The 23,931-nt window shown below is 68.2% G+C and carries 22 protein-coding genes and 3 pseudogenes; 13 read left to right on the top strand and 12 right to left on the bottom strand.

The features are described 5' to 3' along the window. Positions 1-59: 59 nt before the first annotated feature. A pseudogene (locus AC0OLQ_RS17690) lies at positions 60-1,117 on the bottom strand (IS110 family RNA-guided transposase). 978 nt (positions 1,118-2,095) lie between these two features. On the opposite strand from AC0OLQ_RS17690, the gene AC0OLQ_RS17685 reads away from it, so the two are divergent. The 3 genes from AC0OLQ_RS17685 (at position 2,096) to AC0OLQ_RS17675 (ending at position 4,052) form a co-directional block, all read left to right on the top strand. Then, positions 2,096-2,551, top strand: a complete 456-nt coding sequence (locus AC0OLQ_RS17685; protein WP_484527111.1) for an Rv0361 family membrane protein — start codon at positions 2,096-2,098, stop codon at positions 2,549-2,551. Positions 2,552-2,758: 207 nt separating this feature from the next. After that, entirely contained in the window at positions 2,759-3,418 is a 660-nt protein-coding gene (locus AC0OLQ_RS17680; protein ID WP_484527110.1) for a TetR/AcrR family transcriptional regulator, read from the top strand. Further along, positions 3,387-4,052 (top strand): class I SAM-dependent methyltransferase, encoded by a 666-nt coding sequence (locus AC0OLQ_RS17675; protein WP_484527109.1) that lies wholly within the window; start codon positions 3,387-3,389, stop codon positions 4,050-4,052. Before AC0OLQ_RS17680 ends, AC0OLQ_RS17675 begins: the two co-directional genes overlap by 32 nt. A gap of 124 nt (positions 4,053-4,176) precedes the next feature. On the opposite strand, the gene AC0OLQ_RS17670 is transcribed toward AC0OLQ_RS17675, so the two are convergent. Next, the gene (locus AC0OLQ_RS17670) at positions 4,177-6,162 is read right to left on the bottom strand and encodes a heavy metal translocating P-type ATPase (protein WP_484527108.1); all 1,986 of its coding nucleotides are present in this window, start codon (positions 6,160-6,162) and stop codon (positions 4,177-4,179) included. A gap of 83 nt (positions 6,163-6,245) precedes the next feature. Between AC0OLQ_RS17670 and AC0OLQ_RS17665 the strand changes: the two genes are divergently transcribed. Together AC0OLQ_RS17665 and AC0OLQ_RS17660 are read left to right on the top strand one after the other, a co-directional pair. Then, positions 6,246-6,626: an ArsR/SmtB family transcription factor gene (locus tag AC0OLQ_RS17665; protein ID WP_484527107.1), complete on the top strand. Its 381-nt coding sequence runs from the start codon at positions 6,246-6,248 to the stop codon at positions 6,624-6,626. A 284-nt stretch (positions 6,627-6,910) separates the two neighbouring features. Then, on the top strand, positions 6,911-7,690 hold the full coding sequence (locus tag AC0OLQ_RS17660) for a transposase family protein (RefSeq protein WP_484532318.1): 780 nt from the start codon (positions 6,911-6,913) through the stop codon (positions 7,688-7,690). A 65-nt stretch (positions 7,691-7,755) separates the two neighbouring features. On the opposite strand, the gene AC0OLQ_RS17655 is transcribed toward AC0OLQ_RS17660, so the two are convergent. Next, positions 7,756-8,337, bottom strand: a complete 582-nt coding sequence (locus tag AC0OLQ_RS17655) for a TetR/AcrR family transcriptional regulator (RefSeq protein ID WP_484527106.1) — start codon at positions 8,335-8,337, stop codon at positions 7,756-7,758. Positions 8,338-8,412: 75 nt separating this feature from the next. On the opposite strand from AC0OLQ_RS17655, the gene AC0OLQ_RS17650 reads away from it, so the two are divergent. Beyond that, complete coding sequence (locus tag AC0OLQ_RS17650) at positions 8,413-9,234, top strand: DUF2218 domain-containing protein (protein ID WP_484527105.1); 822 nt, start codon at positions 8,413-8,415, stop codon at positions 9,232-9,234. Here the strand turns inward: AC0OLQ_RS17650 and AC0OLQ_RS17645 are convergent. Continuing rightward, the gene (locus tag AC0OLQ_RS17645) at positions 9,173-9,880 is read right to left on the bottom strand and encodes an MFS transporter (protein WP_484532375.1); all 708 of its coding nucleotides are present in this window, start codon (positions 9,878-9,880) and stop codon (positions 9,173-9,175) included. The genes AC0OLQ_RS17650 and AC0OLQ_RS17645 overlap by 62 nt on opposite strands. A gap of 33 nt (positions 9,881-9,913) precedes the next feature. Between AC0OLQ_RS17645 and AC0OLQ_RS17640 the strand changes: the two genes are divergently transcribed. Further along, positions 9,914-10,270: a heavy-metal-associated domain-containing protein gene (locus AC0OLQ_RS17640; protein ID WP_484532374.1), complete on the top strand. Its 357-nt coding sequence runs from the start codon at positions 9,914-9,916 to the stop codon at positions 10,268-10,270. Positions 10,271-10,337: 67 nt separating this feature from the next. On the opposite strand, the gene AC0OLQ_RS17635 is transcribed toward AC0OLQ_RS17640, so the two are convergent. From AC0OLQ_RS17635 to AC0OLQ_RS17625, 3 genes are all read right to left on the bottom strand, one after another. After that, a complete protein-coding gene (locus AC0OLQ_RS17635; RefSeq protein ID WP_484527104.1) occupies positions 10,338-11,027 on the bottom strand; it encodes a DUF305 domain-containing protein in 690 nt (229 codons plus the stop codon). A 72-nt stretch (positions 11,028-11,099) separates the two neighbouring features. Then, positions 11,100-11,465, bottom strand: a complete 366-nt coding sequence (locus AC0OLQ_RS17630) for a DUF6153 family protein (RefSeq protein ID WP_484527103.1) — start codon at positions 11,463-11,465, stop codon at positions 11,100-11,102. 159 nt (positions 11,466-11,624) lie between these two features. Next, on the bottom strand, positions 11,625-12,446 hold the full coding sequence (locus AC0OLQ_RS17625; protein ID WP_484527102.1) for an HARBI1 family protein: 822 nt from the start codon (positions 12,444-12,446) through the stop codon (positions 11,625-11,627). 375 nt (positions 12,447-12,821) lie between these two features. On the opposite strand from AC0OLQ_RS17625, the gene AC0OLQ_RS17620 reads away from it, so the two are divergent. The 4 genes and pseudogenes from AC0OLQ_RS17620 to AC0OLQ_RS17605 all read left to right on the top strand — a co-directional run bounded on the left by AC0OLQ_RS17620 (position 12,822) and on the right by AC0OLQ_RS17605 (position 15,912). Continuing rightward, positions 12,822-13,184: a hypothetical protein gene (locus tag AC0OLQ_RS17620; protein ID WP_484527101.1), complete on the top strand. Its 363-nt coding sequence runs from the start codon at positions 12,822-12,824 to the stop codon at positions 13,182-13,184. Positions 13,185-13,493: 309 nt separating this feature from the next. Further along, positions 13,494-13,643: pseudogene (locus AC0OLQ_RS17615) on the top strand (cytochrome bc1 complex Rieske iron-sulfur subunit); the annotation flags it as partial. 8 nt (positions 13,644-13,651) lie between these two features. Then, the gene (gene qcrB / locus AC0OLQ_RS17610) at positions 13,652-15,283 is read left to right on the top strand and encodes a cytochrome bc1 complex cytochrome b subunit (protein ID WP_484527100.1); all 1,632 of its coding nucleotides are present in this window, start codon (positions 13,652-13,654) and stop codon (positions 15,281-15,283) included. Positions 15,284-15,579: 296 nt separating this feature from the next. Next, positions 15,580-15,912, top strand: coding sequence for a hypothetical protein (locus AC0OLQ_RS17605; RefSeq protein WP_484527099.1), 333 nt, complete (start codon positions 15,580-15,582; stop codon positions 15,910-15,912). A gap of 21 nt (positions 15,913-15,933) precedes the next feature. On the opposite strand, the gene AC0OLQ_RS17600 is transcribed toward AC0OLQ_RS17605, so the two are convergent. From AC0OLQ_RS17600 to AC0OLQ_RS17585, 4 genes are all read right to left on the bottom strand, one after another. Next, positions 15,934-16,617 carry a transposase gene (locus AC0OLQ_RS17600; protein WP_484527098.1) on the bottom strand — a complete coding sequence of 228 codons (684 nt, stop codon included), beginning with the start codon at positions 16,615-16,617 and terminating at the stop codon, positions 15,934-15,936. Positions 16,618-16,762: 145 nt separating this feature from the next. Then, on the bottom strand, positions 16,763-16,966 hold the full coding sequence (locus AC0OLQ_RS17595) for a cold-shock protein (protein WP_357333802.1): 204 nt from the start codon (positions 16,964-16,966) through the stop codon (positions 16,763-16,765). 216 nt (positions 16,967-17,182) lie between these two features. After that, on the bottom strand, positions 17,183-17,407 hold the full coding sequence (locus tag AC0OLQ_RS17590; protein ID WP_484527097.1) for a hypothetical protein: 225 nt from the start codon (positions 17,405-17,407) through the stop codon (positions 17,183-17,185). A gap of 2,015 nt (positions 17,408-19,422) precedes the next feature. Next, complete coding sequence (locus AC0OLQ_RS17585) at positions 19,423-20,262, bottom strand: low temperature requirement protein A (protein ID WP_484527096.1); 840 nt, start codon at positions 20,260-20,262, stop codon at positions 19,423-19,425. On the opposite strand from AC0OLQ_RS17585, the pseudogene AC0OLQ_RS17580 reads away from it, so the two are divergent. Next, positions 20,185-21,368: pseudogene (locus AC0OLQ_RS17580) on the top strand (IS3 family transposase). The gene AC0OLQ_RS17585 and the pseudogene AC0OLQ_RS17580 sit on opposite strands and share 78 nt — an antisense overlap. On the opposite strand, the gene AC0OLQ_RS17575 reads toward AC0OLQ_RS17580, so the two are convergent. Then, positions 21,343-23,238, bottom strand: a complete 1,896-nt coding sequence (locus AC0OLQ_RS17575; RefSeq protein ID WP_484527095.1) for a low temperature requirement protein A — start codon at positions 23,236-23,238, stop codon at positions 21,343-21,345. The pseudogene AC0OLQ_RS17580 and the gene AC0OLQ_RS17575 overlap by 26 nt on opposite strands. 432 nt (positions 23,239-23,670) lie before the next feature. Between AC0OLQ_RS17575 and AC0OLQ_RS17570 the strand changes: the two genes are divergently transcribed. After that, positions 23,671-23,898, top strand: a complete 228-nt coding sequence (locus AC0OLQ_RS17570; RefSeq protein ID WP_484527094.1) for a hypothetical protein — start codon at positions 23,671-23,673, stop codon at positions 23,896-23,898. Positions 23,899-23,931 lie beyond the last annotated feature (33 nt).

Below are 23,931 nucleotides of genomic sequence, written 5' to 3'. Positions count from 1 at the left end.
CCAGATTTTCACGCACGGCACGGGCGTCACGACAGAGGCATCGGAGACTCCTATGGAGGTCAAGTGGTTAGGGCGGTGAAGTCGGCGACCAGGGCGGTGTAGACGTCGCGGACGATGTAGCGCTTGAGGCAGCGGAGGATTTCTTGCTTGCTGAGGCCTTCGGTGGTGCGTCGTTGCAGGTAGGCGCGGGTTCGTTGGTCGTAGCGCAGGCGGCAGAGCGCGATGGTGTGCAGGGCGTGGTTGGCGCCGCGGTCGCCTCCTCGGTGGAGGCGGTGGCGGCGCACCCGTCCGGAGCTGGCCGGGATGGGTGCTGCGCCGCAGAGGTGGGCGAGGGCGGCTTCGGAGCGAAGGCGGTCGGGGTTGTCGCCGGCGGTGGTGAGCAGCTGGGCGGCGACGTCGGGGCCGACGCCGAACAAGGCTGTGGTGCGGGGTGCCGCTTTCTGGACGATGGGTGCCACCTGCCGGTCGAGGGTGGTGATCTCCTCGGTGAGGGGTGGTGACCCGGCGGGCGAGCCCGACCAGGGCTGCGGCGGTGGCGTATTCCGGCTCGTTAGGCCTGCCCGGGTCGTAGGTCAGCGCAGCACACCGACTGACCAGCACGGCGGCGCTGACCCTGCTCAGATGGGCTCGCAAGGGTTCAGGGGCGGCCGCGACCAGGCCGCGCATCTGGTTGAGTGCGGCGGGTGCGGGCCTTGACCGCGCCTCAGCGGGCGACCCTGAGGGCGCGGATGGCCTCGACCGGTCCGGTGCGGGTCTTCGGGGTGCCCATGGCGGTCCCGGCGAGGGTGGCCCGGGCGGCAGCGATAGCGTCGATCGGGTCGGACTTGCCCTGTGCGCGGCGGGCTCGGCGGTCTGGCCGATCCACCTCCACGACAGGCAGGTTCAGCCTGGTCAGGTAGCGGGCCAGGCCAGCGCCGTAGCTGCCGGTGCCCTCCACACCCACGGCCCTGACTCGACCGAAGAAGCGCATCCAGGCCAGCAGATCCGCGTAGCCGGCGGCGGTCGCCGGGAACTCGGCGTCGCCCAGGAGTCCGCCGGTGCTGCCGATGACCGCGGCGTGGTGGGTGTCGCGGTGGGTGTCCACACCACCGATAACAGATCGCTTCTTGGCTGCCATGCTGGTGAGGTCCGCCCTTCTCGGTCGAGTCGAGAACACGTGGACACGTCACCGGTCAGGCGATGCGGACAACACAGTGGTGGGCGCCTCTCGCGCATGCTCCTATCAGGTCACGACGCCTGACCGGTGACATGCAGTTGCCGGGGCCACCGAGCCGGCCGACGAATCGGGATGAGGACAGCAACCGCTGCCGGTGAGTCAGACCAACCCGGCGACCCACCCCACCATCCTCACTGTCTGCCGTCGACCCGCTCTCTGGGGAGCGGGCCGCCGCCCGGCCCGCCATGTCAAGCGGACCTTGACGGCTCGTGCGGACGCTGGCGGGTCGGGCGGTGGCCTGCTCGGCTCGCCCGGGTCGACGGCAGGCGGGATGGCCCGCGCAACCAACCACGGACCGTGACCCGCCGGCGGAGCCCCAGCCATCCTGGAGCCGGAGCGCCCCCGCCGGAGGCGCCCTAACCGCAACCCCGCGACCGCCGCCAGCTCGCCGACGCGGCTGGCCTGCCCTCCCCACGCCGCGCGGGCTCGTGGTCGCGGGGCCCGGCCGGCTGCCGGCCCATCACCTCACCCGTCAACGGCCTGTCCTTCTGCGGCGGCCCTCCCGGGCTTCCCGCTGTCCGCGCCAGCCGCCGGGCGTCAGGCGTGACGGCCGCAGAGCGACAGCGGCAGCGGCCGGCGCGCCCAGGCGGCAGCGCGTGCGGCCCGTTCAGGGCCGCCTTGAAGACGTACAGAAAGTTCTCACCACTTCGACGGCAGCACGCTGTCGGGTCTCAGCACGTGCGTGACAGATCGGTCTCGGGACCTGGGTGACACTTCCGGCTAGTCGGCATCGTCGCGCTCATCTGCGCGCCCGCAGCCCCTGCCCATCCGCAGATGGTCCGGATCTTGAACATCGGCCGGCGCATGCTGCCAGGGCAGAGACGCGGATCACTTCGACGGGGCATCGAGGACTTCTCGCACCCCCTACCGTTCCTTCCCATGACCCACCCGTACCAGGTGCCCCAACCGCCGAAGCGGCGGACGCTGCGAACCGTGTTGATCGTCGTCGGCGTGGTCGTCGTGCTGTGCTGCGGTGGCGCCGGCATCGGCGGCTTCTTCCTGTACAAGGGGGCCAAGGGCGCGGCGGCTCCGGCGCGGCAGGCCGCCGAGTCGTTCGTGAGCCACCTGGAGGCCGGCGATGCGGACGCGGCGTACGGGCAGTTGTGCAGCGACACGCGCGGCACATACACGAGGGACGCGTTCGTCCAGGGCGTCGCCAAGCAGCCGAAGATCCGCGGCCATAAGGTCAACGCTGTCCACGCGAGGAGCTTCAACGACAGCGGGGTGGCGATGGTGTACATGACCCTGACGCTGGACAGCGGCTCTACCGACCAGCACGTATTCCCGCTGATGAAGGAGGATGGCGCCTGGAAGGTGTGCGGCCAGGCGTACTGAGCCCGCATGCACCGGGCAGCCTGAAACCGCTGCTCCATCACACTCAACTCCATCAACGCGCGGCGGCGCGTCACCCAGGTCCTGATACCGAGTTGTCACGCAGGTCCCGAGACCGGACATCGTTCACCGATCCCTGCCGCTTGTGCACTCTTAAGTCAACACAGTCATGAGTACACTCTGGAGTAGACATACATCGTTCGGAGCCCGATGATGGTTGATCAAAAGCCGGAGCGGACAAGACGTCTGCCCCGCGCGCAGCGCAGGGAACAGATGCTGGCCGCCGCGACCGAGGCATTCGCACGTAGGGGTTTCGCCGCGACGAGCCTGGATGACATCGCCACCGAGGCAGGGATCACGCGGGTGATCCTCTACCGGCACTTCGCCTCCAAGACGGACCTCTACCAAGCCGTCCTGGACCGCATGTGCGCTCGGCTGGATGCCCGCGTCGAAGAGCCGGTCGGTGGGTTCACCGCTGCCAGCATCGACGGCCTGCTCGGTGCTGCGATCGAATCACCGGCCGGGTTCCGCCTGCTGTTTCGGCACGCCCTACGAGAGGCGGAGTTCAAGGAGCGCATCGAGAAGTTCCGCGCGGACATCACCGCCGCCGCCCACCTGCAGATCTCCGCCGTCGTCCCGGACCAGGCCCTCGCCCGGTGGGCCGCGCAGCTAGCACCGGTCGTGGCGATCGAGGCGATCATCGCCTGGCTCGACGCCGGGCAACCCGACCCGGCCCAGGCCGCCACCCGGGTGCGGCAGGCGGTCATGGGCGTCATCGGCGCCGCCGCCTCCGATGCCGACTGCCTCCTCCCCAGCCAGCTCGTAGACAAGGACTGTCATGACCAACACGGCAAAGCGCAAGATGAGTGAAACTCCGACCGCCCGGCAGAAGCGGGTGTGGGACAAGAGCGCGCCCAGCTATGACAAGCAGATCGCCTTGTTCGAGAAGATCTGGTTCGCCGGTGGACGCCAGCGGCTCGGCCAGCGCGCTCACGATCGGGTTCTCGAGGTCGCGATCGGGACCGGACGTAACCTGCCGCACTACCGGGTCGACGCCACCATCACCGGCATCGAACTGAGCCCGGCGATGCTGGCCATCGCGCGCGAGCGCGCCACCGATCTCGGCCGCGAGATGGACCTGCGCGAAGGCGACGCCGAGCGACTGCCCTTCGTCGACGCGTCGTTCGACACGGTGGTGTGTGCGCTGTCGCTGTGCACCATCCCCGACCCCGCTGCCGCGATCGCCGAGATGCGCCGGGTCCTGGTGCCCGGCGGCACGCTGCTGCTGATGGACCACATCGCCAGCAGTTGGCCGCCGATCCACGCCGCACAGTGGCTGCTGGAACGGATCACGATTCGCGCAGCCGGGGAGCACTTCACCCGCCGGCAGCTATCCCTCGTCCAAGCCGCCGGCTTCCAGATCGAGGAGGCCGAACGGATTAAAGCCGGCACGGTGGAGCGCATCCGCGCCCGCAAGCCGGCCCAGCCGGAGACGGGCGCGTGAACATCGCGAGCGCGCTGGAGCAGTCAGGCCACGACTCGTCGCGGGTCGCGAGGCGGACTTGTACGCGTGCGGCCAGCGGGCGGTGCTCAAGCCGTGCCGTCCCGGCTTTGGCTGCCGCCGAGGCCTACCTGTAGTCGGTGAGGTCGTGGCCGGATCTCTTACGTCTCCAGGCGGATTGGCGTAGGAGCCGGAGTCCGTTGAGGCCGACGATGACAGTGGAGCCTTCGTGGCCGGCGACGCCCAGGGGCAGAGGCAGGTGGCCGAGCAGGTCCCAGGTCACCAGGACGACGATGAAGGTTGCGGCGATCAGGAGGTTCGCCTTGACCACTCGGCGGGCCCGCCGGGACAGGGCGATCACGGCGGGCAGAGTGTTCAGGTCGTCGCGGACGAGCACGGCGTCAGCGGTTTGCAGGGCCAGGTCTGATCCCTGGCGACCCATGGCCACGCCCAGGTCTGCGGTCGCCAGGGCGGGTGCGTCGTTGACGCCGTCGCCGACGAGGAGGACCTGTTGTCCCCGGGCCTGGATGTCGCGGACCCGGTCGACTTTGTCGGCGGGCAGTAGCCCGGCATGGGTGTCGGTGATACCGGCTTCGGCCGCGAGGTGTCGGGCCGCGCCGAGGTTGTCGCCGGTGAGCAGGACGGGCGTGGCGCCGGTGAGGGCGGTGAGGGCTTCGACGGTGGCGGCGGCTTCAGGCCGGATGTGGTCGGCGAGTGCAAGCACGCCGCGCGGCCGTCCGTCGACGGCGACCACGACGGCGGTGTGGCCGGCGGCCTGGACGTCGGTGACGGCGCGTCGGATCTCGGCGGTGTCGGCTTCGGGTCCTTCGTCGAGCAGGTTGGGCCCGCCGACCGCCACTCGCTTGCCGTCGACGAGGGCGGAGACGCCGCGGCCCGGGGTGGAGTCGAAGTCAGTGGCGGTCGGGACGGGCAGCCCGCGTTCCCGGGCGGCGGTCACGACGGCCACCGCCAACGGATGCTCGCTCGGGTTCTCGGCCCCGGCGGCCAGCCGGAGCAGCTCGCTGGCGTCGACACCGGCCGCGGGGTGGATGCCGGCGAGGCGAGGGCTACCGGTGGTGAGGGTTCCCGTCTTGTCGAACGCCACCAGGCTCGTGTCGGCGAGCCGTTCCATGACCACGGCGGATTTGACGAGCACACCGTTACGGCCGGCGAGGGCGATGGCGGACAGCAGGGGTGGCATGGTCGCCAGCACCACCGCGCAGGGTGAGGCGACGATCATGAAAGTCATGGCGCGCAGCAGGGTGGGCTGCAGCTCGGCGCCGAAGGCGAGAGGGACGCCGAACAGGGCAAGGGTCGCCATGACCACGGCGACGGAGTAGCGCTGTTCGACCTTCTCGATGAACAGTTGAGTCGTCGCCTTGGTGGCCGATGCCTCGTCGACCAGCGCGACGATGCGGGCGATCACCGATTCACCGACAGGCCGGTGCACTCGCGCCACGACTGAGCCGGTCCCGTTCAGGGTGCCGGCGAACACCTCGTCCCCGGCCGTCTTGGCCACCGGCAAGGGTTCCCCCGTGATGGTGGCCTGGTCGACGTCGCTGGTCCCGTCCAGCACCAGGGCGTCTGCGCCGATCCGTTCCCCGGGACGGATCCGGATCATGTCGCCCACGAGCAGGTCGGCGGTGTCGACGACCTCCTCACCACCGTCGGGGAGCAGCCGTGTGGCCCGTTCGGGGGCAAGGTCGAGTAGCGCACGCACCGAGTCGGCGGTCCGAGCTGTCGCGACGGCCTCCAACGCGCCGGAGGTGGCGAAGATGACGATCAGCAGCGCGCCGTCGAACACCTGGCCGATGCTCGCCGCGCCGATCGCCGCCACGATCATCAGCAGGTCGACGTCCAGGGTCCGCTCGCGCAGCGCGCGCAGGCCCGCGAGCGCGGGCTCCCAACCCCCGGCCGCGTAACACGCCAGGTAGAGAGGCCACCACAGCGCCGGGGGCGCGTCGAGCAGTTGGGCTACACCGCCGAGGGCGAACAGCCCGGTGGCGATCGCCGCCCATCGCACCTCGGCCGGCGCCCAGAAGCGGGCGACGAGACCGGGGCCGGCGGGGCGGCCGGTGATGACAGGTGGCGAGGCGAGCGTTGAGCTGGTCACGACAAGCCACGTTACCTGCGTAGGCATGAAGGTAAGCAGGCAGATGTGCAGACGAGTGCTGGAGCACAGCTATGGTGGGTGCCGTGCACACCACGCTGCCCGACTTTCAGATGCCCAACGAGGAACAGGTCCACCTGGCCGCCGAAGGCTTCCGACTGCTCGCCGACCCGACCAGGATCAAGATCCTCTGGGCTCTGCTGCAGGGCGAGTCGTCGGTTGCCTGCCTCGCGGAGCTCGTCGGAGCGAGTCCCACCGCCGTCAGTCAGCACCTCGCGAAGCTGCGTCTCTCCGGGTTGGTGAAGGGCCGACGGGAAGGAACCTTCGTGCACTACTCCGCGGCCGACAGCCACGTACGGGCATTGCTCGCGGAGGCCCTGTTCCACGCCGACCACGCGGATCAACCGGACCGACACGACGAACACCCGCACGTGCACGAGACGAAGCCCGCAGCCAACATCGGTTAACGAGGTTGACCCGCGAGACTGGTCCGGCCCGCTGGCGTCCCGGTACCCCCGGGGCCAGGGTTTCCGCCCACTCCGGCACGCCCGGCAGCTGCGGCCGAGCCGTTTCAGGATCGCTACCGACGCCGGACGCGGCACGAGGGTGTCATTCCCACGTGCTGATGGTGAGCGCCGCCCCGCGGGATCCGGTAGTCGGGCGGCTTGCTCAGCGAGCCCATGAACCGGACTAAGGGATGTCTCGTAACCCTGGCGTCCGTCTCTTGAGGATGATCGGGCAGGATGCCCGGGTGCAGGTGATCACCGCAACCCACCCTGAGTGGATCTTCCCGTTCACCGGGCTGCAGCCCGCCCAGTTCCGCAAGCTGGTCCGGCTGGTCGCCGAGCGTGGCGGTGACGCCATCGCCGACGGCCGGCCGGGCCGGCAGTGGGCCCTGGACCTCGCCGACCGGGTGCTGCTGGTGGCCACCTACTGGCGCACGAACCTGACGATGCGCCAGATCGGCCCGCTGTTCGGGGTGTCGCACTCCGCAGCGCACCGGGTCATCGACACCCTTGCGCCGCTACTGGCCCTCGCGCCGGTGCGCAAACGGCCAGTCGAGCAAATCGCCATCGTCGACGGCACCCTGATCCCCACCCGCGATCACCGCCTGGCCGCCCGGAGCAAAAACTACCGCTACTCGGCGAACCTGCAGGTCGCCATCGACGCCAGCACCCGCCTGGTCATCGCCATCGGCGACCCACAACCCGGCAACCGCAACGACACCATCGTCTACCGCACCAGCGGCATCGACCAGAAACTGGACGGGCGCCCGGTGATGGCCGACGGCGGCTACCGCGGCAACCCCGAGGTGATCATGCCGTACCGCAAGCCCGCCGACGGCAGCGACCTCCCGGACTGGAAGGAAGCCCTGAACGTCGAACACCGCAGGGTCCGAGCAGGGGTCGAACACGCCCTGGCCAGGATGAAGTGCTTCAAGATCCTGCGCGACTACCGCCGCGCCGCCCACACATTGGCCGACGCCACTTCCGGCATCGCCAACCTCCACAACATCATCCTCGCTGGCTGACCACCGGTCCGGCGTCGGGCAACGCCTTCACCCAGTTACGAGACGTCCCTTAGACAGCGGCTAAATTACGGGCGATGTGCGGTCAGTCCGGCCAGGGTGACGGTGACCAGGCGTTGGATGCTCTCTGGGCGGGGCATGGCACCGGCTGCGGTGAGGGCATGCAGGCAGTAGGTGGTCAATTCGTCGGCGGCCACGTCGTCGCGGAGGTGGCCGTCTCGCACGGCCTCTGCGATCAGTTCTTCGACGAAGTCGCGTAGTCGTTTTTGGGCGCGGTCGACGTGTTCGCCGCGGTGCAGCAGCGTGGCGAGTTCGCCGCCGTGGTGGCGCGCCGAGTGGTGCTGGATGTGCGCGTAGGTGTGCAGGACAGCTTCCAGGCGCACGATGGCCGGGGCGGAGGGGTCGACGGCGGCGGTGAGCTGGTCGAGGTGCGCGGTGATCTGACGTTCGTGCCAGGCGGTCAGAACGGCCCGGGCGTCCGGGAAGTACTTGTACAGCGTGGCGCGCCCGATGCCGGCCTGCTCGGCGATCTGCGACATCGTCACCGCGACCAGCCCGCGCTCTGCCACCAGCGCGGCCATGGCATCCATGGCAGCGTCCCGAACCGCTGCCCGATGGGCGTCGATCGTCTCGGTCCACAGCTTGGGCACACCCGCATCCTACACGTCGTTCACTGGCAGAACAGGTTGCAGTTGACGTAGACAGGTTGTCTCTATACTTTCGGCATGAGGCAGGGCCCGCCTGACCGGGGCACCTTCCAACCCGACCCCCGCCACACCGAAAGCCGGCCCGCGGACCGGCGCGCTCGGCTCCCCGACAGACCACGACCGAGAAGGAACGCCGTGCCAGTCCTGCAAGCCCAGATCCAGACGAACAGAGCCAGCCGCTACCTCGTCCAGTTCTGCAAGCACGCCGCCGCCATGGGAAGCGACGGCCACTCCGCCCGCATGCACCTGCACACGCGCAGGGAGGTGCGAGTGGCCGCCGAGTGGAGCGACTCCAGCGGAAGGGTCACCTTCGCCCCATGGGGCCACGCCACGCTCACGGCCGACGGCGACTCCCTCACAGTGCGCATCGACGCTGCGGACGAAGACGGCCTTACTCAGATCCGCGACATCATCACCCGCGACCTCGAACGGTTCAGCAGCCGCAACCCGCTTGCCGTAGCCTGGCAGCTCGAATCCCCCGGCGCGAACCCTCAGGACACCGTCGGCGTGACACGCGGGCAGCGGCGCCGCTCCCCACGCTCCCGTCTCCAGAACGCCCTCCTCGCGTTGGCTGTGGTTCTGGTCCTCGCTCTGCACGTGGGCCTGGCGGGCTCGAGGGCGCGTCGTCGGCGATGCCAGCTCCTGCTCTCCCCAGCCTTGGACAGTTCACCATCGTGGCCGAACCGTGTGGGCGCTCATCGAATGGCGGCGCCGGTGGATCAGTCGGGATCAGACTGGTCCACCGGCGTCGGAGAGGCGGTCAGTGGGTTGCAGTCGGTCAGGCCACGGGTGCTGGCTCGGCCTCGGTGGCGGGCTGTCGCTTCGCCGCGCGGAGGGTGAGTCCGGCGATGAGGGCGCCTGCGACCGCGATGATGCCGGCGCCGACGAAGGCGGCGGAGTAGCCGTCGGTCAGAGCGGCCAGGTCGCCGGGCCGGCCAGCGCCGGCGGACGAGGCGACCGCGGTCATGGCGGCCAGGCCGAGCGCTGAGCCGACCTGGTAGCTGGTGTTGACGATGCCGGAGGCGAGCCCGCCTTCCTCGGGGCGGGCGACGGAGATTGCCGTGCCGAGTGACGGGATGAACGCCAGGGACATGCCCAGCGCGGCGACCAGGGAGGCGGGCAGGACGTCGACGGTGAAGCTGCCGTCCGGGCGGACCAGGGCGAGCCAGCCGAGTCCGATGGCGAGGATGGCGAGGCCGGTGACCACCATGGGCTTCGGGCCGAACCGGGCGATGGCCCGCGGGGCGAGCGCGATCATGCCGATCATGATGAGGATCGTCATCGGCAGCAGAGCGGCCCCGCTGGGGAAGGCGCTGTAGCCGAGGACCTGCTGCAGGTAGAGGTTGAGGAAGAACCACATCGGGATCCAGGCGGCTCCGAGCAGCAGCTGGGCGATGTTGGCGGCGGCGAGGTTGGGGGCGCGGAAGATGGACAGGCGCATCAGCGGCTCGCGGCGTACCGCCTGGAGGGCGACGAATCCGGCCAGGGCGACGACGGCGCCGGCGAGGACCAGCCAGGTTTGACCGGCGGCCCAGCCGATCTCGGGGGCGCGGACGATTGCGTAGACGGCTGCAACATCGAGGAGATCTACATGTGCGGCAATGAATCGAGCTGCGGCTGCGGCACTGTCACGATCGACAGCGCCCCTGCGGCCGCAGACACCACCGCAGGCGCCCGGAGCACCTACCAGGTTTCGGGTATGACCTGCGGCGGCTGCGCCAAGAAGGTCACCGGGCACGTCTCCGAGATCGCGGGTGTGACCGATGTCCAGGCCGACGTGGCCCCGGGCACGATCACCGTTCTCAGCCAGAACCCGCTGGGTGCCGCCGACGTCCATGCCGCCGTTCAGCGGGCTGGCTACCAGCTCGTGGATTGATGTGCAGGGGTTCCGCATCCCCACGGCGCGACGCCGTGGGGATGCAGCCCGGTCGGAGGGACGTTGCTTACAGGCGGTCGAGAATCTTCTGCAGGGTCTGCACCTCCGCGGCCTGGTCCGAGGCAATCTTGGCGGCGAGCGCCTTGGCCTCGGGGTTGCTGCCGCTGGTCTGCTCGGTCTTGGCCATCTCGATGGCGCCGTTGTGGTGGCCGATCATCATCTCGGCGAACTGCTTGTCGAACTCGGTGCCCGTGGCAGCGGCGAGGTCCGCCATTTCCTGCTCGGACATCATGCCTGGCATCTCCGAGTTCATCCCTGGCATGTCATGACCGGAGGAGGCCGACATCCCGGGCATGTTGTGACCGGGACCCGAGCTCATCCCCGGCATGCTGTGGTTGCTGGGGAGGTCGGTGGGCATCCCCCACGACGTCAGCCACCCCTTCATCGTGGTGATCTCGGGATCCTGGGCCGCCTTGATCTTGGCAGCCAGGTCCTTCAGCTCCGGGTCGCTCGCCCGGCTCGGGGCCAGGTCGGCCATCTCGACCGCCTGCCGATGGTGCGGGATCATCATCTGAGCGAACATGACGTCCGCGTCGTTGAAGGTGGCGTTGGCCGAGGACGAGGTGCTCGCCGACGGAGCGCTGTTGCCGTGCTCCATGCCGGCCATGTCGTCACCGCCGCTGCAAGCTGCGGTGACGAGCAGAGCAGACAGGGCGACGCCGGCGAAGGCGCTGCGGCGCAAAATGGTTCGCTTCATCAGGTACGTGGTCCTTGTCGCTAGATTTTCGGAAACAGCCGTCGGATCCGGGCAGCCCGGATCGCGCGCTTCCTATGTCCGCAGGACCGACAGGACGGTGAGATGTAGCCCGATGGGGCGTCGTGGTGGAGCTCGACACTTGCCCGTCACCCATGGCCAGGCACCGGCCGGCATGGCGAGGTCCCGCCGGCGCCGCCGGAGCAACACCACAGAGATGAGGACCAGCACCGCGCCCAGCACAGCCAGGCACACGGTGAAAGCGTGAAGATCGTCGCCATGGCCGTGCGAGCCGTCGTGGCCCTGCGCTGGCGCCGGCACAGGTTCGATCATGTGTCCGGCGGTCGTGCCATGGCCGACGGCGGGGCGCTCGAGGTCGGGCGGATGGCCGAAGGTGTGCATGCCGAGCACGCCGAACGCCAAGGCGACCAGCAGCGTCAACCGCAGAAGCGTCTGCCGCCTCCGCAGGTTCGGTGCGTTCACCGCCGGACTTTTCATCCCGTACCTAGATTAGTCGGCGCTAACGCCGAGAAGAGCAGTGTGGATCACATGTGCCTCATCAGTGAGCCTTTCCGCGTAACGGGTCGTGGCGTTGGGTGATCAGGTTGTGCGGTTGTGCTCGACGTGCAGGAGTACGAGGGCCGCCGCGGTGATCCTGCCGATGTTATAGGGGCACAGGCTGACGTTGCGCAGCGCTTTGAAGGTGGTCTTGAGCAGGGAGTTGCCGCGTTCGCCGATGGCGCGGACGCCGTTGTGTGCCTTGTTGAACTGCTGCTGCACGGTGGTGCAGGAGCCGTTCTTCGGCTTTTTGAACGCGGTCGTGATCGTGTCGGCTTCGCCTTCGTAGCCGAGGTCGCCGAGTACCCGCCGCTGGTCGTTGGTCCAGGTGACCAGCAGGGGCAGGATGTCGTGTTCGCGTAGGGCGGTCGTGTCGTGTTCCCGGCCGGGCCGTACTGGTGAGGTCCACAGCGGCCACCCGTCCGGAGCGGTCACGACCTGCACGTTGCCACCGTGGTTGTCGTGTTTGCCGGACCACCACAGGTCCACTCCCGGCGTCGGTCCGGGGGTGCGACACCGGTCGGTCTCAATCAGGGTCCCGTCGATGTTCACGTGCGCGTAGCCGGCCATCTTCGCGGCCAACAGCACCGATTCCAGGCCCGGCGCGTGCGCGGCGAGGACCCGGATGCCCTCGTGCAGGTAGGCGTAGCCGGTCGATGAGCTGACCTGGTTGTCGATGGCCAACTGCTTGACCCGAGTGCCGTCAAGGAACCAGCGGATCACCAGGATCGCCTGCTTGAAGCAGCTCAGCGACCGCGTCCCGGTACGGGTCCCGAGCCGCTGCCGTTGCCCGTGCAGGAGCCCGGACAGGAACAACACGGTCTCCTCGCGCACGGACAGCTCGGCGGTGTATGTGACACTCATGGCGACGCAGGACCCCTACTGAAGTTGATCTGTGAGAGGACCACTTCATACCGGGGTTCTGCGTCTTTCCCTTGCACCGCAACAGGTTCGGGCGTGTCCGCACCGACCGCCAAGGCGGCTACCCGCCGCACTCACACCGTTACGCGGAAAGGTTCAGTGGGTCACGTTCGGGATGTCGAACCACGTGAACGGCGGCCACGGCAGATTGCGAAGGACCGTGCTGTAGAGCAGGAAGGCAATGCCGTAGGCCCAGTAAACGCGTGGCGACAGCCGTAGCGCGGGAAGCTCCGCCCGAACCAGGCGATGCCGGCCCAGCGGACGCCCGCGTAGAGAAGGAAGGGAACGGCGACGGGGCGGCCAGGGCGCCTGGACACGATGAGCTTCGCCGTCGTCGGGCCGGATTCCTTCCTCGCCTCTGGCCATCCCGCGCCGGGACAGCCCGGGCCCGCTCATCTCGGCCTCGTCGAGAGCCGCGACGGCGGCGGCGCCTGGCACTCCCTCTCACTTGCCGGGCACGCGGACTTCCACCTCCTCGGCACCAGCGGCGGAATCACGTACGGCCTGGACTCCGCGTCGGACACGCTGATGGCCAGCCGCGATCGGGTCACCTGGGACAGCCGTTCGCAGATCGACGCGTACGACCTCGCGGTTGACCCGACGCGGGCGGACGCCATCCTCGCGATACAGGTGCGACCTGACGCCCCGGACCGGGGTTCGAACCTGCGATACACGGTTTAGGAAGGCAGTAGCGCTAGAGCCGACGCACCCGACCTGACCTGGGGCGGGCCTAGATCGAGGCAGTGTCCGCCGCTTGATCATTCCGTGCATAGTCCGGATCTTGGAGACCTCAGAACCGGAAGACGTCGCTTGCCCCTATACGGGCGTTTCGCCCGCGTACCTGACCGTAATGCGGCAGTCTGGGGCCACGTGCAGGTAGGCAACGCCGAGGTGAAGCAGTTGGGCCGCCGGGTCAATGGATGGTCGGCTGTGGCGGTCGGGCGTGGTCGTCTTCGCGCTGGGGGATGCTGCTGACTGGTTCTTCCACGGAATCGGTCGCAGTTGCTCATCACCGACAACGCCAAGCCGATCTTCGGCCCGGCGAACCGGCCGCTGCCGCAGCTGCCGATCGAGGTGGACGAGGAGGGCTTCTTCGTGGCGAGGTCCGACTACACCGAAACCATCGGTCCCGACTTCTAGGAGCGGCCATGAAGCGCCGGAAGTTTCATGCGGCCGCGTTGCCGGCCAAGACCGCCGGAGCGGTGGACGACCGCTTCCAGGTGGCCACCCCGCTGCGCCAGCTGCTGAACAAGGTCTTCCCGGACCACTGGTCCTTCCTGCTCGGCGAGATCGCGCTCTTCTCGTTCATCGTCCTGCTGCTGACCGGTGTCTTCCTGACCTTCTTCTTCGAGCCGTCGATGAGCGAGGTGGTCTACGACGGCAGCTACGCCCCGCTGCGGGGCACCCCGATGTCGGCCGCGTACGCCTCCAGCCTGGACCTGTCGTTCGAGGTTCGGGGCGGGCTGATCATGCGGCAGATGCACCACTGGGCGGCGCTGCTGTTCATGGCCTCGATCGTGGTGCACATGCTGCGGGTCTTCTTCACCGGCGCGTTCCGCAAGCCGCGGGAGGCGAACTGGATCGTCGGCTCGCTGTTGTTCTGGGTCGGCTTCCTGGCCGGCTTCACCGGCTACTCGCTGCCGGACGACGGCCTCTCCGGCACCGGTCTGCGGATCGCCTCCGGCATCATCCTGTCGATCCCGGTGATCGGCTCCTGGGTCAGCTCGTCGATCTTCGGTGGCGAGTTCCCGGGCACCATCATCGTCAGCCGCCTCTTCATCGTCCACGTGCTGCTCATCCCGGCGCTGCTGGTGGCGCTGATCAGCGTCCACCTGGGCCTGCTGTTCAAGCAGAAGCACACCCAGTGGCCCGGCCCCGGCCGGACCAACGAGAACGTGGTCGGCGAGCGGTTCTTCCCGCGCTACGCGCTCAAGCAGGGCGGCTTCTTCATGGTTGTCTTCGGCGTGATCGCGCTGATGGGCGGCCTGTTCCAGATCAACCCGATCTGGTACTTCGGCCCGTACGAGGCGTGGGTGGTCTCGTTCGCCAGCCAGCCCGACTGGTACGTCATGTTCCTCGACGGCTCGACCCGGCTCATGCCGGCCTGGGAGATCTCCATCCCGATCGGCGACGGGTACGTCATCCCGCCGATCTTCTGGCCGACGGTCGTCCTGCCGGGCATCCTGATCGCGATCTCGCTGTTCTACCCGTTCCTGGAGGCGCGGCACCTCAAGGACTACCGTCACCACAACCTGCTCCAACGGCCCCGGGACGTTCCTGCCCGGACCGCCGCCGGCGCGATGGCCGTGGCGTTCTTCCTCGTGCTGACCATCTCCGGCGCCAACGACGTCATCGCCGACAAGTTCCAGATCAGTTTGAACGCGATGACCTGGGCCGGCCGGATCGGCCTGCTGATCCTCCCGCCGCTGGCCTACTACGTCACCTACCGGCTCTGCCTGGGCCTGCAGCAGCACGACCGGGAGGTGCTGACCCACGGTGTGGAGACCGGCATCATCCGGCGGCTGCCCGACGGCCGGTTCGTCGAGGTCCACCAGCCGCTCACCCCGGTCGACGGGCACGACGGCCACGCCCCGGCCCTGGACTACGCCTGCTGGGCCGTCCCCAAGAAGATGAACCGGCTCGGCGCGCTCGGCCCGGCCATCCGGGGCTTCTTCTACCCGATCGAAAAGCCGGCCGAGCCACCGGTCTCGCCGGGGCACCCGCCGGTCGAACCCCGACCGGAGCGGGAGGAGATCACCAGCGGCGAGAGCCGCCGCTGACCCGCCCGACACACGTGACCCTGGCGCCCGCCGGATCTCCGGCGGGCGCCACGTCCGTTTTCCGGCGCCATCGTGGCCCGACGGCGCAGCTCCGTGCCCGCGTACGTCTTCGTGCCCACCGGCCCCGCTCCGGCCTCCTGCGGCCCCCTGACACGGACGCAGCGGCCCGGCGCAGGACCCCGCTCTCGGCGTCGGCCCGCTCGCCGCCGGCACGCCCCTCGGTCGTCTTGGTGAGGGCCGGGGATGTCCCACAGTCCACGGCGACATGCCGGCCAGGCGGGCACCACAATGACGACGTGCTGAGCTACGTCCGCTGGTATCGGCCGGAAGAGGATCGTTGGAGCTACGACGAACTCGACACCGATCGGTGGTCCCTGCGCCACGTTGAGCTGCGCGGCGATGGAGCGGTAGTGGCAGCGGCGTCTCTTGCGGAAGTGCTGGCGGCACGCGACTTAGGCGGCGAGGGCGCTGTAGCGAACTACGAGAGGCGATATGGCGTCGTACCTGAAGCGCCGTTCCCGCCGCCTGACGCCGACATCCAGCCTCTGCTGGAGACGTTGTCCGCCGGCGAGTTCGAGCAGCTATGGCGGCACGCTCGCAACCGGTTAAAACCAACCGGAAGAAGCTGAGCTCTTCGGCGCCTCTCTCTGTCAAGGGGTAGTCCCGCGTGAGGTGTCCGTGTCGCGGAGCAGGCGCCGGTAAACCACGTCGGCGAGCCGGCGTTTCAAGCAGCGCAGTGCTTCGCGGTGGCTCTTGCCGGTTTGTCGTTCGCCCTGGTAGTAGGCCCCTCCCGCAGTGTCGCCGCGGATTTGGGTGATGGCGATGACGTGCAGGGCACGGTTGAGTTGGCGATCTCCGGCCAGGGAGAGCCGGTGGCGCACCACGTCGCCGGTAGAGACTTCGATCGGGGCGACGCCGGCGAAGGACGCGAAGTGGGCTGAGGAGGCGAACCGGCTGACCGACCCGGTGCGGGCGAGGGCGATGGCGGCGACGATGTCGCCGACGCCGTAGAGGCGGGTCAGGGTGCTGCCGGACGCGGCGACGGCAGCGGTGATCGCATCGACGGCGACGCTGATGCGCCGGTCGAGGCGTCGAATCTCGGCGACGAGGTCGACCGCGATCTGGCGGTGCGCGCGGGCCAGCAGCTCGCGGGGACGCACGGTTCGCAGCAGGGCCGCTGCGCCGTCGGCCGTGAGGTTGGCTGCGGCGCCGGCGGGCAGCAGCTGAGCGAGCAGGACGTGCAGCCGGTTGACGGTCTGGGTGCGGGTGCGCACCAGGTCCTCACGATGCTCGGTCAACGCCCGCAGCGCCGCTGTGCTCTGGTCTGCCCACACCGCACGAGGAAATCGGCGGGCGAAGCGGCGCAGTTGCCGGTAGCCGGGCCACGGGCATCGCAAAAACGAACCTGAACAAATGATATAGATGAAGCGCCGAACGGCGGCCCGCTGAACCAGTCAGGCCGCCGCGGCGAAGCGTGGATCAGAGCGAGCGGATATCCGACGCCTGCGGGCCCTTCGGGCCCTGGGTGATGTCGAACTCCACCCGCTGGTTCTCCGCCAGGCTGCGGAAGCCGCTCGCGGAGATCGCCGAGAAATGGGCGAAAACGTCGGCGCCGCCGCCGTCCTGGCTGATGAAGCCGAAGCCCTTGTCGCCGTTGAACCACTTCACGGTACCTGTAGCCATGTCTGCTCCTTCGCAGGCTGTTGGAGACCGCTCTGTGCGGACTCGCGCCACCGCGTTGATCACCCGCGCCGGAAACGACACGAAACGAAAAAAAGCACCTGGATGGGTTTTGGTTAACCCATCAGGCGCCGAAACGTCTACGGAAATCAAAACTGCAACCAGGCAACCATAACACAGAATTCGGCGCTCCCGGCAGCCCCATGCGCGCGGCCTCCGTCACAGCACTGCACCGCGAGGCGCAACTTCGATCGCTGCGACGCCTCGGCCGTAGAGTGCGACGAGCCGATTACCGTGTTTAGTGCGTAGCACTCCCGCATCCTGCGCCAGGGTCGAGATCACGTGTTCCACAAGCTCGTCCTCGTCGGAGACGTCCGGTTTGTCGTACGTGAGGTCCATGCGGTCGCCGCCGATGAGCCGGACGCGTAACACGGTAGTTGCCATGTCGTAGAAGCTACTCGAGTGGAGATGCCAGGTGCAGTGGCGCTGTCGCGGGCTCCTCGGTCGACTCGCGCAGCCGGATCTACCGTCGTGCAACCGCTGCTGTAGGTCGCAGGTCGCCGACACAGGCGAGGCTCGGACGATGGACCACACCTGGGCGACATGACAATGGACACGAGACGAGGTCGTATCGATCCTCGCCGAGAGGCAGCCACATTCATCGCTGGAATCAGCTCCCTGAGCTGGCAGCGGCACCAGTGCGTGTAGTGCGCGTAGAGTGGGTGGTGGATCAGTCCGTCAACATCGTTGGCGGGCCAGCGCCTACCGGGCGCGCTGCCAGGTCTCAGCAGTGTCCACAGGACAACTTTGAGGTTTGAGGGCCGAGCGTTGGCAGACCATCCGATTGCCACCGACACTTCAGTGTGCTGACCGACAACGCCGCGTCCGTTACAGGCGACGACCAGCGACGCCGTGAGGCAGACCATCATGGTCGGAGGCATGGCTGGCGTCCAGTGGCGGGTCATCCCTTCAGGCGGCCCTTCGGGAAACGTCTGCCCCAGGCACAACGACGCGTTGGCGTCCCGTCAGGGATCATGCCCGGGTCATCAGCCGCTACCTTGCCAGCAACAATCAGCCAGTCCCGCCCAGCGCGGTACGACGAGGCCGTTGCGACACGGCTGCGGCAGGTGGGCGCCAATCCGGCTGGCCTGACCGAGCAACACCGACATACAGGAGAAGGACATGACTTTCGTGTTAGCCCCGCCCGCGGTCTCTCCGTCACCATTGCGCGAGCCCGCCAAGACCCTCCGCGAAAGAGGGGCAGACAGCTTTCACGCCGCGCTCGCCGCAGTCTTGACCGCTGGGCTGGAGAATGCTCTTGAAGCGGGTGACCATCCGAGAGCGATCAGCTTCATCAACCGCGGCTTCGCAGAAGGAAGTCCGCAGCTGGGCTGCGACCTCCTCTGCCGGGCAATTGCGGTCGTCGGGACAGCCCGGACTTGGACCGTGCAGCTCGCGCCCCTGCGATCACCGTAGCTCACTGGATTGACGCAGCCCGCCGCGCTGCGAATCGCTGCTGCACGAGTACTACCCGGCCTTCCGCGACGCCTTCACCGACCGTACAGGCTTCCCAAACAGCGCGGATGCGTCGCGCGGCGCTGGCGATTGGCGTATCAACGACATCGCGCAATCTGCGGCGAGCACCGATGTTGTCTGGGGACAGCGACTTCATCTGCTCCAACGACCGAGCCCCCACCCACGCATCGAAACGCTGACGTTGAGCCGATCAACACAACCGGCTATCCGGATCTACCGCGATCCGCGCCTGAAGCATCCGCTAGGCGATGACCGAGTGCAGTGGGTTGGGTCGGCACCAGTGGTGTGAAGGGCAGCCGCAGGGCGGCGGGCATCAACCCCGTCGCCCGCACCAACGTCATGAACATGTGCATGACGTTCGCTCAGCTCAAGGCCCTCAATGACACATAGGGCGGTAGGTAAGCTGGAGCAGGACTACCTGCGCCGGTCATGCTGCGCAAGCGCGACAGCAACCACGCCAACCGGGTCGCGCCCGCGTTCATCGCCGCCACCGCCAGGACACGTTCGGCCTGGGCTACCACGTGATCCTGGAAGGCGTCCTGCACACCGGCCGCTACACAGACGCCCCTGCGGCAACTCTCGCCAACCACAGCGGGCAAGGCACGTCTACTACCTCGACGTGTGGGTTGACGAGGACCATCCGCCGCCACCTGCGTCCCGGATGCCGCGGGTTGCGCTCAGGCTTCGGCAGCAACGGCTCGATGCGCTGCCACAGCCCGTCCGGCACGATCCACGGCGGCTGCTCACCACGCCTCACGGCCCCGCATCGTAGATCATCTTCTACAAAGGACGGAAGACCCAGAGATCATCTTGTTTGGACCTCTGAGAGACTTCTCGCAGGACCGATGTCCGGCCAGACTCGGTCCAGGCGCTCGGCGAGACGCTCCCACATTGCGACTGCCCACCGGTGTCATTGGTGTGGGTTACCTGTTGGGGCTGGCGGGCCGCGCGTCGGTCAGGATGGTCGACGGTGGCGGCTCGTGCAGCCGTTGCCGTAGCCGGGCGGCGTGGTGGGAGTCGGTCATCATGACAGCGGCGCTGGTGGCCGTCAGGATGATCAGCGCCCAGAGCGGCGGCAGTAGGCTGGTTACCGGCGCAAGGATCGCCACGAGCAGGATACCGGTGACCCGGATCCAGCGGAGCTCGCGCCGGATGCGCCACCAGAATGCCTGGTTGGCGAGGAGATAGGCGAGCACTCCGGCGAAGAGGGCGGCGTGCCCCAGCGGGGCGCGTGCCGGTCCTGACGGGTCGCTGACCACCTCGAGGGTCTTTCGCAGGCCGAAGGCAACCAGCATCAACCCGACGATCATGGGCAGGTGCAGGTAGGTGTATGCGTCGCGGGCGAGCTCCGCTCGCTGGTTGCCGGTCCGGTCCTGCATGGCGCGCTCTCCGACGATCGCGTCCGTGTCGAAGTACGCCCACCAGAGTGCGGCCAGTAGGACCATGCTGGTGGCGATGGCGGCGATCACCGACCAGGAAATCGGGCGGCCAGCGACGGCCACCCCTGCCGAGATGACCGACTCCCCCAGTGCGATGAGGATGATCAGGGCGTACCGGTCGGTCCAATGCTTGGCCGAAATCATGTCCCGCACCGGGTTTGATGGAGACATCGAAACCTGGGAGGAACACCAGCGATGCCCGCACCCAAGAAGTACAACGATGAGCTGCGTGAGCGTGCGACGCGGTTGGCGGTCGAGGCTCGCCGGGATCCGGCGTCCGCGGTTGGAGCGATCCGGCGGATCGCCGGTCAGCTCGGGGTTCATCCGGAGGCGTTGCGGACGTGGGTGAAGAAGGCCGAGACCTACGCCGGTGAGCGGTCGGGCATCACCAGCAGCGACGCGGAACGCCTCGCCGTGTTGGAACGGGAGAATCGTGAGCTGCGGCGGGCGAATCAGATTTTGAAGTCCGCGGCGTCTTTCTTCGCGGCGGAGTTGGACCGTCCGTCGCGATGAAGGTCGACTTCGTCGACTCCCAGCGGGTCGAACACGGTGTCCAGCCGGTCCTGCAGGCGCTCGAAGACACGCCGGCACAGATCGCACCGTCGACCTACTACGCCGCCAAGACCCGCCCGGCCTCGGCCCGGTCGCGGCGCGATGAGGAGCTGACCGCGATGATCGAGCGGATCCATGCGGAGAACTACGGTGTCTACGGCGCTCGCAAGGTGTGGCACGAGCTGCGCCGCCAGGGCGTGCCGGTGGCCCGGTGCACCGTGGAGCGGCTGATGCGTGAGTCTGGGCTGCGCGGGCTGCTGCGCGACAAGTCACCACGCACGACCCGGCCCGCAGCCGAGACCGGCCGCCCCGGTGACCTGGTCAAACGGGACTTCACCGCGGAACATCCGAACCAGCTGTGGGTCGCCGACCTGACCTACGTGCGCACGAGTGTGGGCTGGGTGTACGCCGCGTTCATTCTCGACGTGCACTCCCGCATGATCGTCGGCTGGCAGGTCGCCACCAGCCTCTACACCGACCTGGCTCTCGACGCGCTGAAGATGGCGATCTGGCGCCGCGAGAGTCAGGGTGCTGACCTGCGTAAACTGGTCCACCACTCGGACCGGGGAGTCCAGTATCGAGCGATTCGCTACACCCAGCGGCTCGCCGAGGCCGGCGCCGTCGCCTCGGTCGGGTCCAAGGGCGACTCGTACGACAACGCGATGGCCGAGGCGTTCAACTCCCTCTACAAGGCCGAACTCGTCCGCAACACCGGCCCGTGGCGCGGGCTCGACGACCTGGAGATGGCCACCGTCGAGTACATCGACTGGTACAACAACCGCAGGCTGCACGGCGAGCTCGGGCACATCCCGCCCGCCGAACACGAGGCACTACACGCGATGACCCAGCCGGTCACCGCACCCCTGAAAACCAGCTAACCAACTCTCCATCAAACCCGGGGCTTGACATCACCCGCCAGAACCGCTGGACGACCAGGTAACCCCCGGCGAGGTCGGCGACGATGGCTGTCAGCCAGAGACTCGCCACGAGCCGGCTCAGCCCCTCGGGGGCATGCGACCGCGGGGATGCCAGCGCGGCGAGCACCAGCAGGACGAGCGCGGCCACCGTCGGAGCACCCGCGCGCAGCATCTGGGCATGTGATGCCCGGTCCACGCGGACGACCAGCCGGAGCGTGGTCAGGTGCAGCACGCGCAGCACGATGTAGCAAAGCACGACGATCATCGGGCCGGGCAGCCCGTCGGGTACCACGTCGAAGGCCTGTGGGATGGCGATACCGATCATCAGGGTCAGCGCGACGACCACCAGGACACTCAACCGCACGGGGATGGACTCGCGGCGAAGGACGTTCCCCACCTGGGTATTGAGGGACCAGGCGACCCAGAGCAGGGTGAGCACCGCCAAGGCCCGCGCGACCCCGATCCCGGTGGTGTGGCGGGTCATCAACACGGTGACCTGGATGAACGTGTAGACGAACACCAGATCGAGGAAGAGTTCCTTTGGTGTGACTCCGGTGGTGGTGGCCCGGACCGACGCCTTCGCCGCCTTCGCATGCAGCAGGTGATGCCGCCGGCGGAAGACGGTGAGATCGGCCAGGACCATGCTCGTGAGGATCGCGGCGAGCAGCCCCACCGCGCCCACCGGCGGCAGGCGGACCGCGACCGGAGCCAAGGCGGTCACCAGGACGATCCCCAGCAGCGGGCTTCGACCGAGCAAGCGAATGGTACGGCGCTCGAGGGCCACCAGACCGAGCAGGTAGACCAGGGCGCCTCCGTAGAGGACGAGCGTGCTCAGCCGGTCCCACCGGTACGCGGTGGCGGGCTCGACGGAACTCAACGCGCGTTTGAGCCCCAGCGCGATCAGGACGAGGCCGACGATCATGACAACGTGCAGGACGCTGTACGCGTCCCGGCCCAGTCGTGACCTGCTGGCTGGCGGCTGGTGCTCCAGCGCCTGCTCGGCGGCGAATCCGGCGATGTCGAAGTAACGCCACCAGAGCACCGCCACGACGACGAGGCTCAGGGCGGAGCCTCCGATGACTGACCAGGTGATCGGTGGGTCGCCGATGAGGCCACGGGCAGTGCCGATCGAGATAATCGTCTCGCCAAGCGCGATGAGCATGACCAGCCGGTGCCGCTCGACCCAGTGCGGCACGGACACGATCCGCCAGGTGCCCGCGCCGATCGCGCCCACGCCGATGAAATCGACGACGGCGGCGGCGAAGAAGAGGGCCAGTCGAACGGACCCACCGTCGACGTCTGGAGGCAGGTGGCGAGGGAGCAGCGCACCGCACAGCAGCAGGACCGCGCCGCCGGAGAACGGCAACCATGCGCGTAGAAGGGGTCCTCGGGTCCCGCCCGAGGTGGTGTAGGTCAATATCATTAGCGGGCTGAACTGGGCCAGCGGGAACGCGACGACGAAGATCAACGGCCCGAACAAGCCACCTGGCCGATCGGTGAAGATCACCGGTGCGGCGATCCCGATCAGCAGAATGGTCGCGGCCACCCCGAAGATGAGCGGCCGCATGGACCCCCGGTCCAACCTGACGACGTTGCCGAGCAAGGTGTACGCGCTCCAGCATCGCCAGAGCAACAAAACCACCAGCACGCCCTGGAACAGGCCCTCGATTCGGAAGTTCTCCGCCATGAGGTCCGTCACGCTCAGGAACGCGTACACGAACACCAGATCGAGGAACAACTCCAACCGGGTCACCCCGGCGCCCCCGGTGGATCGCTGAATGCCTCCGAGGAATCGCGCGCCCGTCTGCAGCGCCGACCGGCTCCTGGTCACTTGTCCCACTGTGCCATTCGGTCCGAGCCGGAGGGCGGGTTTCGTTCGCCGGCTGCAGGGTGGCCGGGATCGCGTCCGTCATGTAACTGTACAGACGTGCAACGCTCTCCCGCGTAGACGAGCAACATCAGGCCCGACTCGGACGGGAACACCTGCCCTCGTAGGTCAGGTCCAGCTTCCCACGGCCGGGTAGCGCAGCTGATTCTTCGACCGCGTCGCCACGCCGGCCGAGGTCGAGCTGCTCCTGGCCGGGCTGCCCCGGCCAGTCCAGGACCTCGTACCGATGCTGCGCAAGCAGGCCGAGGCGTCCTTCGCGGCACTCGGCGCCGCCTGACCGACCACCCCCACCGAGCGCAGGCCCGTCCGTCGACGGTGAACGAGGAGCAATGACCGACGACTTCGGTTTCGTGGTCCGACGACGCGCAGCAGGTGATGGCTGGTGATCTGGTCACCGCCCTGGCCTACGGCACGCCGGCCGGCCGGGCACTGGTCATCGCCGTCTACCCGACCGGCTCGTCGATCGGCCCGGCCGGATCGGCAACACCGCATACCCGGCGTTTGGCCCGCAGGTACGGTTCTTTTTACCCCGAGGAGGGAAACGACTACTACAACCCGATCAACTTCGACCCGTCACCGGCGATGGCCTCGTCGGCGGGATAGCGTCCCCTCGGCCCTCATCGCGGGCGCGCCGAG

This window comes from Micromonospora sp. Utrum1 (assembly GCF_057197805.1).
The sequence above is the reverse complement of the archived record's forward strand: the minus strand, read 5'-3'. Positions and strand labels throughout refer to the sequence as shown.

What these genes read in the sequence shown, in the direction of transcription:
- AC0OLQ_RS17685 (WP_484527111.1), top strand. Translation starts at nt 2,096, where the DNA reads ATGACCCACCCGTACCAGGTGCCCCAACCGCCGAAGCGGCGGACGCTG.
- AC0OLQ_RS17680 (WP_484527110.1), top strand. Translation starts at nt 2,759, where the DNA reads ATGATGGTTGATCAAAAGCCGGAGCGGACAAGACGTCTGCCCCGCGCG.
- AC0OLQ_RS17675 (WP_484527109.1), top strand. Translation starts at nt 3,387, where the DNA reads ATGACCAACACGGCAAAGCGCAAGATGAGTGAAACTCCGACCGCCCGG.
- AC0OLQ_RS17650 (WP_484527105.1), top strand. Translation starts at nt 8,413, where the DNA reads ATGAGGCAGGGCCCGCCTGACCGGGGCACCTTCCAACCCGACCCCCGC.
- AC0OLQ_RS17635 (WP_484527104.1), bottom strand. Translation starts at nt 11,027, where the DNA reads ATGAAGCGAACCATTTTGCGCCGCAGCGCCTTCGCCGGCGTCGCCCTG.
- AC0OLQ_RS17625 (WP_484527102.1), bottom strand. Translation starts at nt 12,446, where the DNA reads ATGAGTGTCACATACACCGCCGAGCTGTCCGTGCGCGAGGAGACCGTG.
- AC0OLQ_RS17620 (WP_484527101.1), top strand. Translation starts at nt 12,822, where the DNA reads ATGAGCTTCGCCGTCGTCGGGCCGGATTCCTTCCTCGCCTCTGGCCAT.
- qcrB (WP_484527100.1), top strand. Translation starts at nt 13,652, where the DNA reads ATGAAGCGCCGGAAGTTTCATGCGGCCGCGTTGCCGGCCAAGACCGCC.
- AC0OLQ_RS17595 (WP_357333802.1), bottom strand. Translation starts at nt 16,966, where the DNA reads ATGGCTACAGGTACCGTGAAGTGGTTCAACGGCGACAAGGGCTTCGGC.
- AC0OLQ_RS17590 (WP_484527097.1), bottom strand. Translation starts at nt 17,407, where the DNA reads ATGGCAACTACCGTGTTACGCGTCCGGCTCATCGGCGGCGACCGCATG.
- AC0OLQ_RS17585 (WP_484527096.1), bottom strand. Translation starts at nt 20,262, where the DNA reads ATGAACCCCGAGCTGACCGGCGATCCGCCGGATCGCTCCAACCGCGGA.
- AC0OLQ_RS17570 (WP_484527094.1), top strand. Translation starts at nt 23,671, where the DNA reads ATGGCTGGTGATCTGGTCACCGCCCTGGCCTACGGCACGCCGGCCGGC.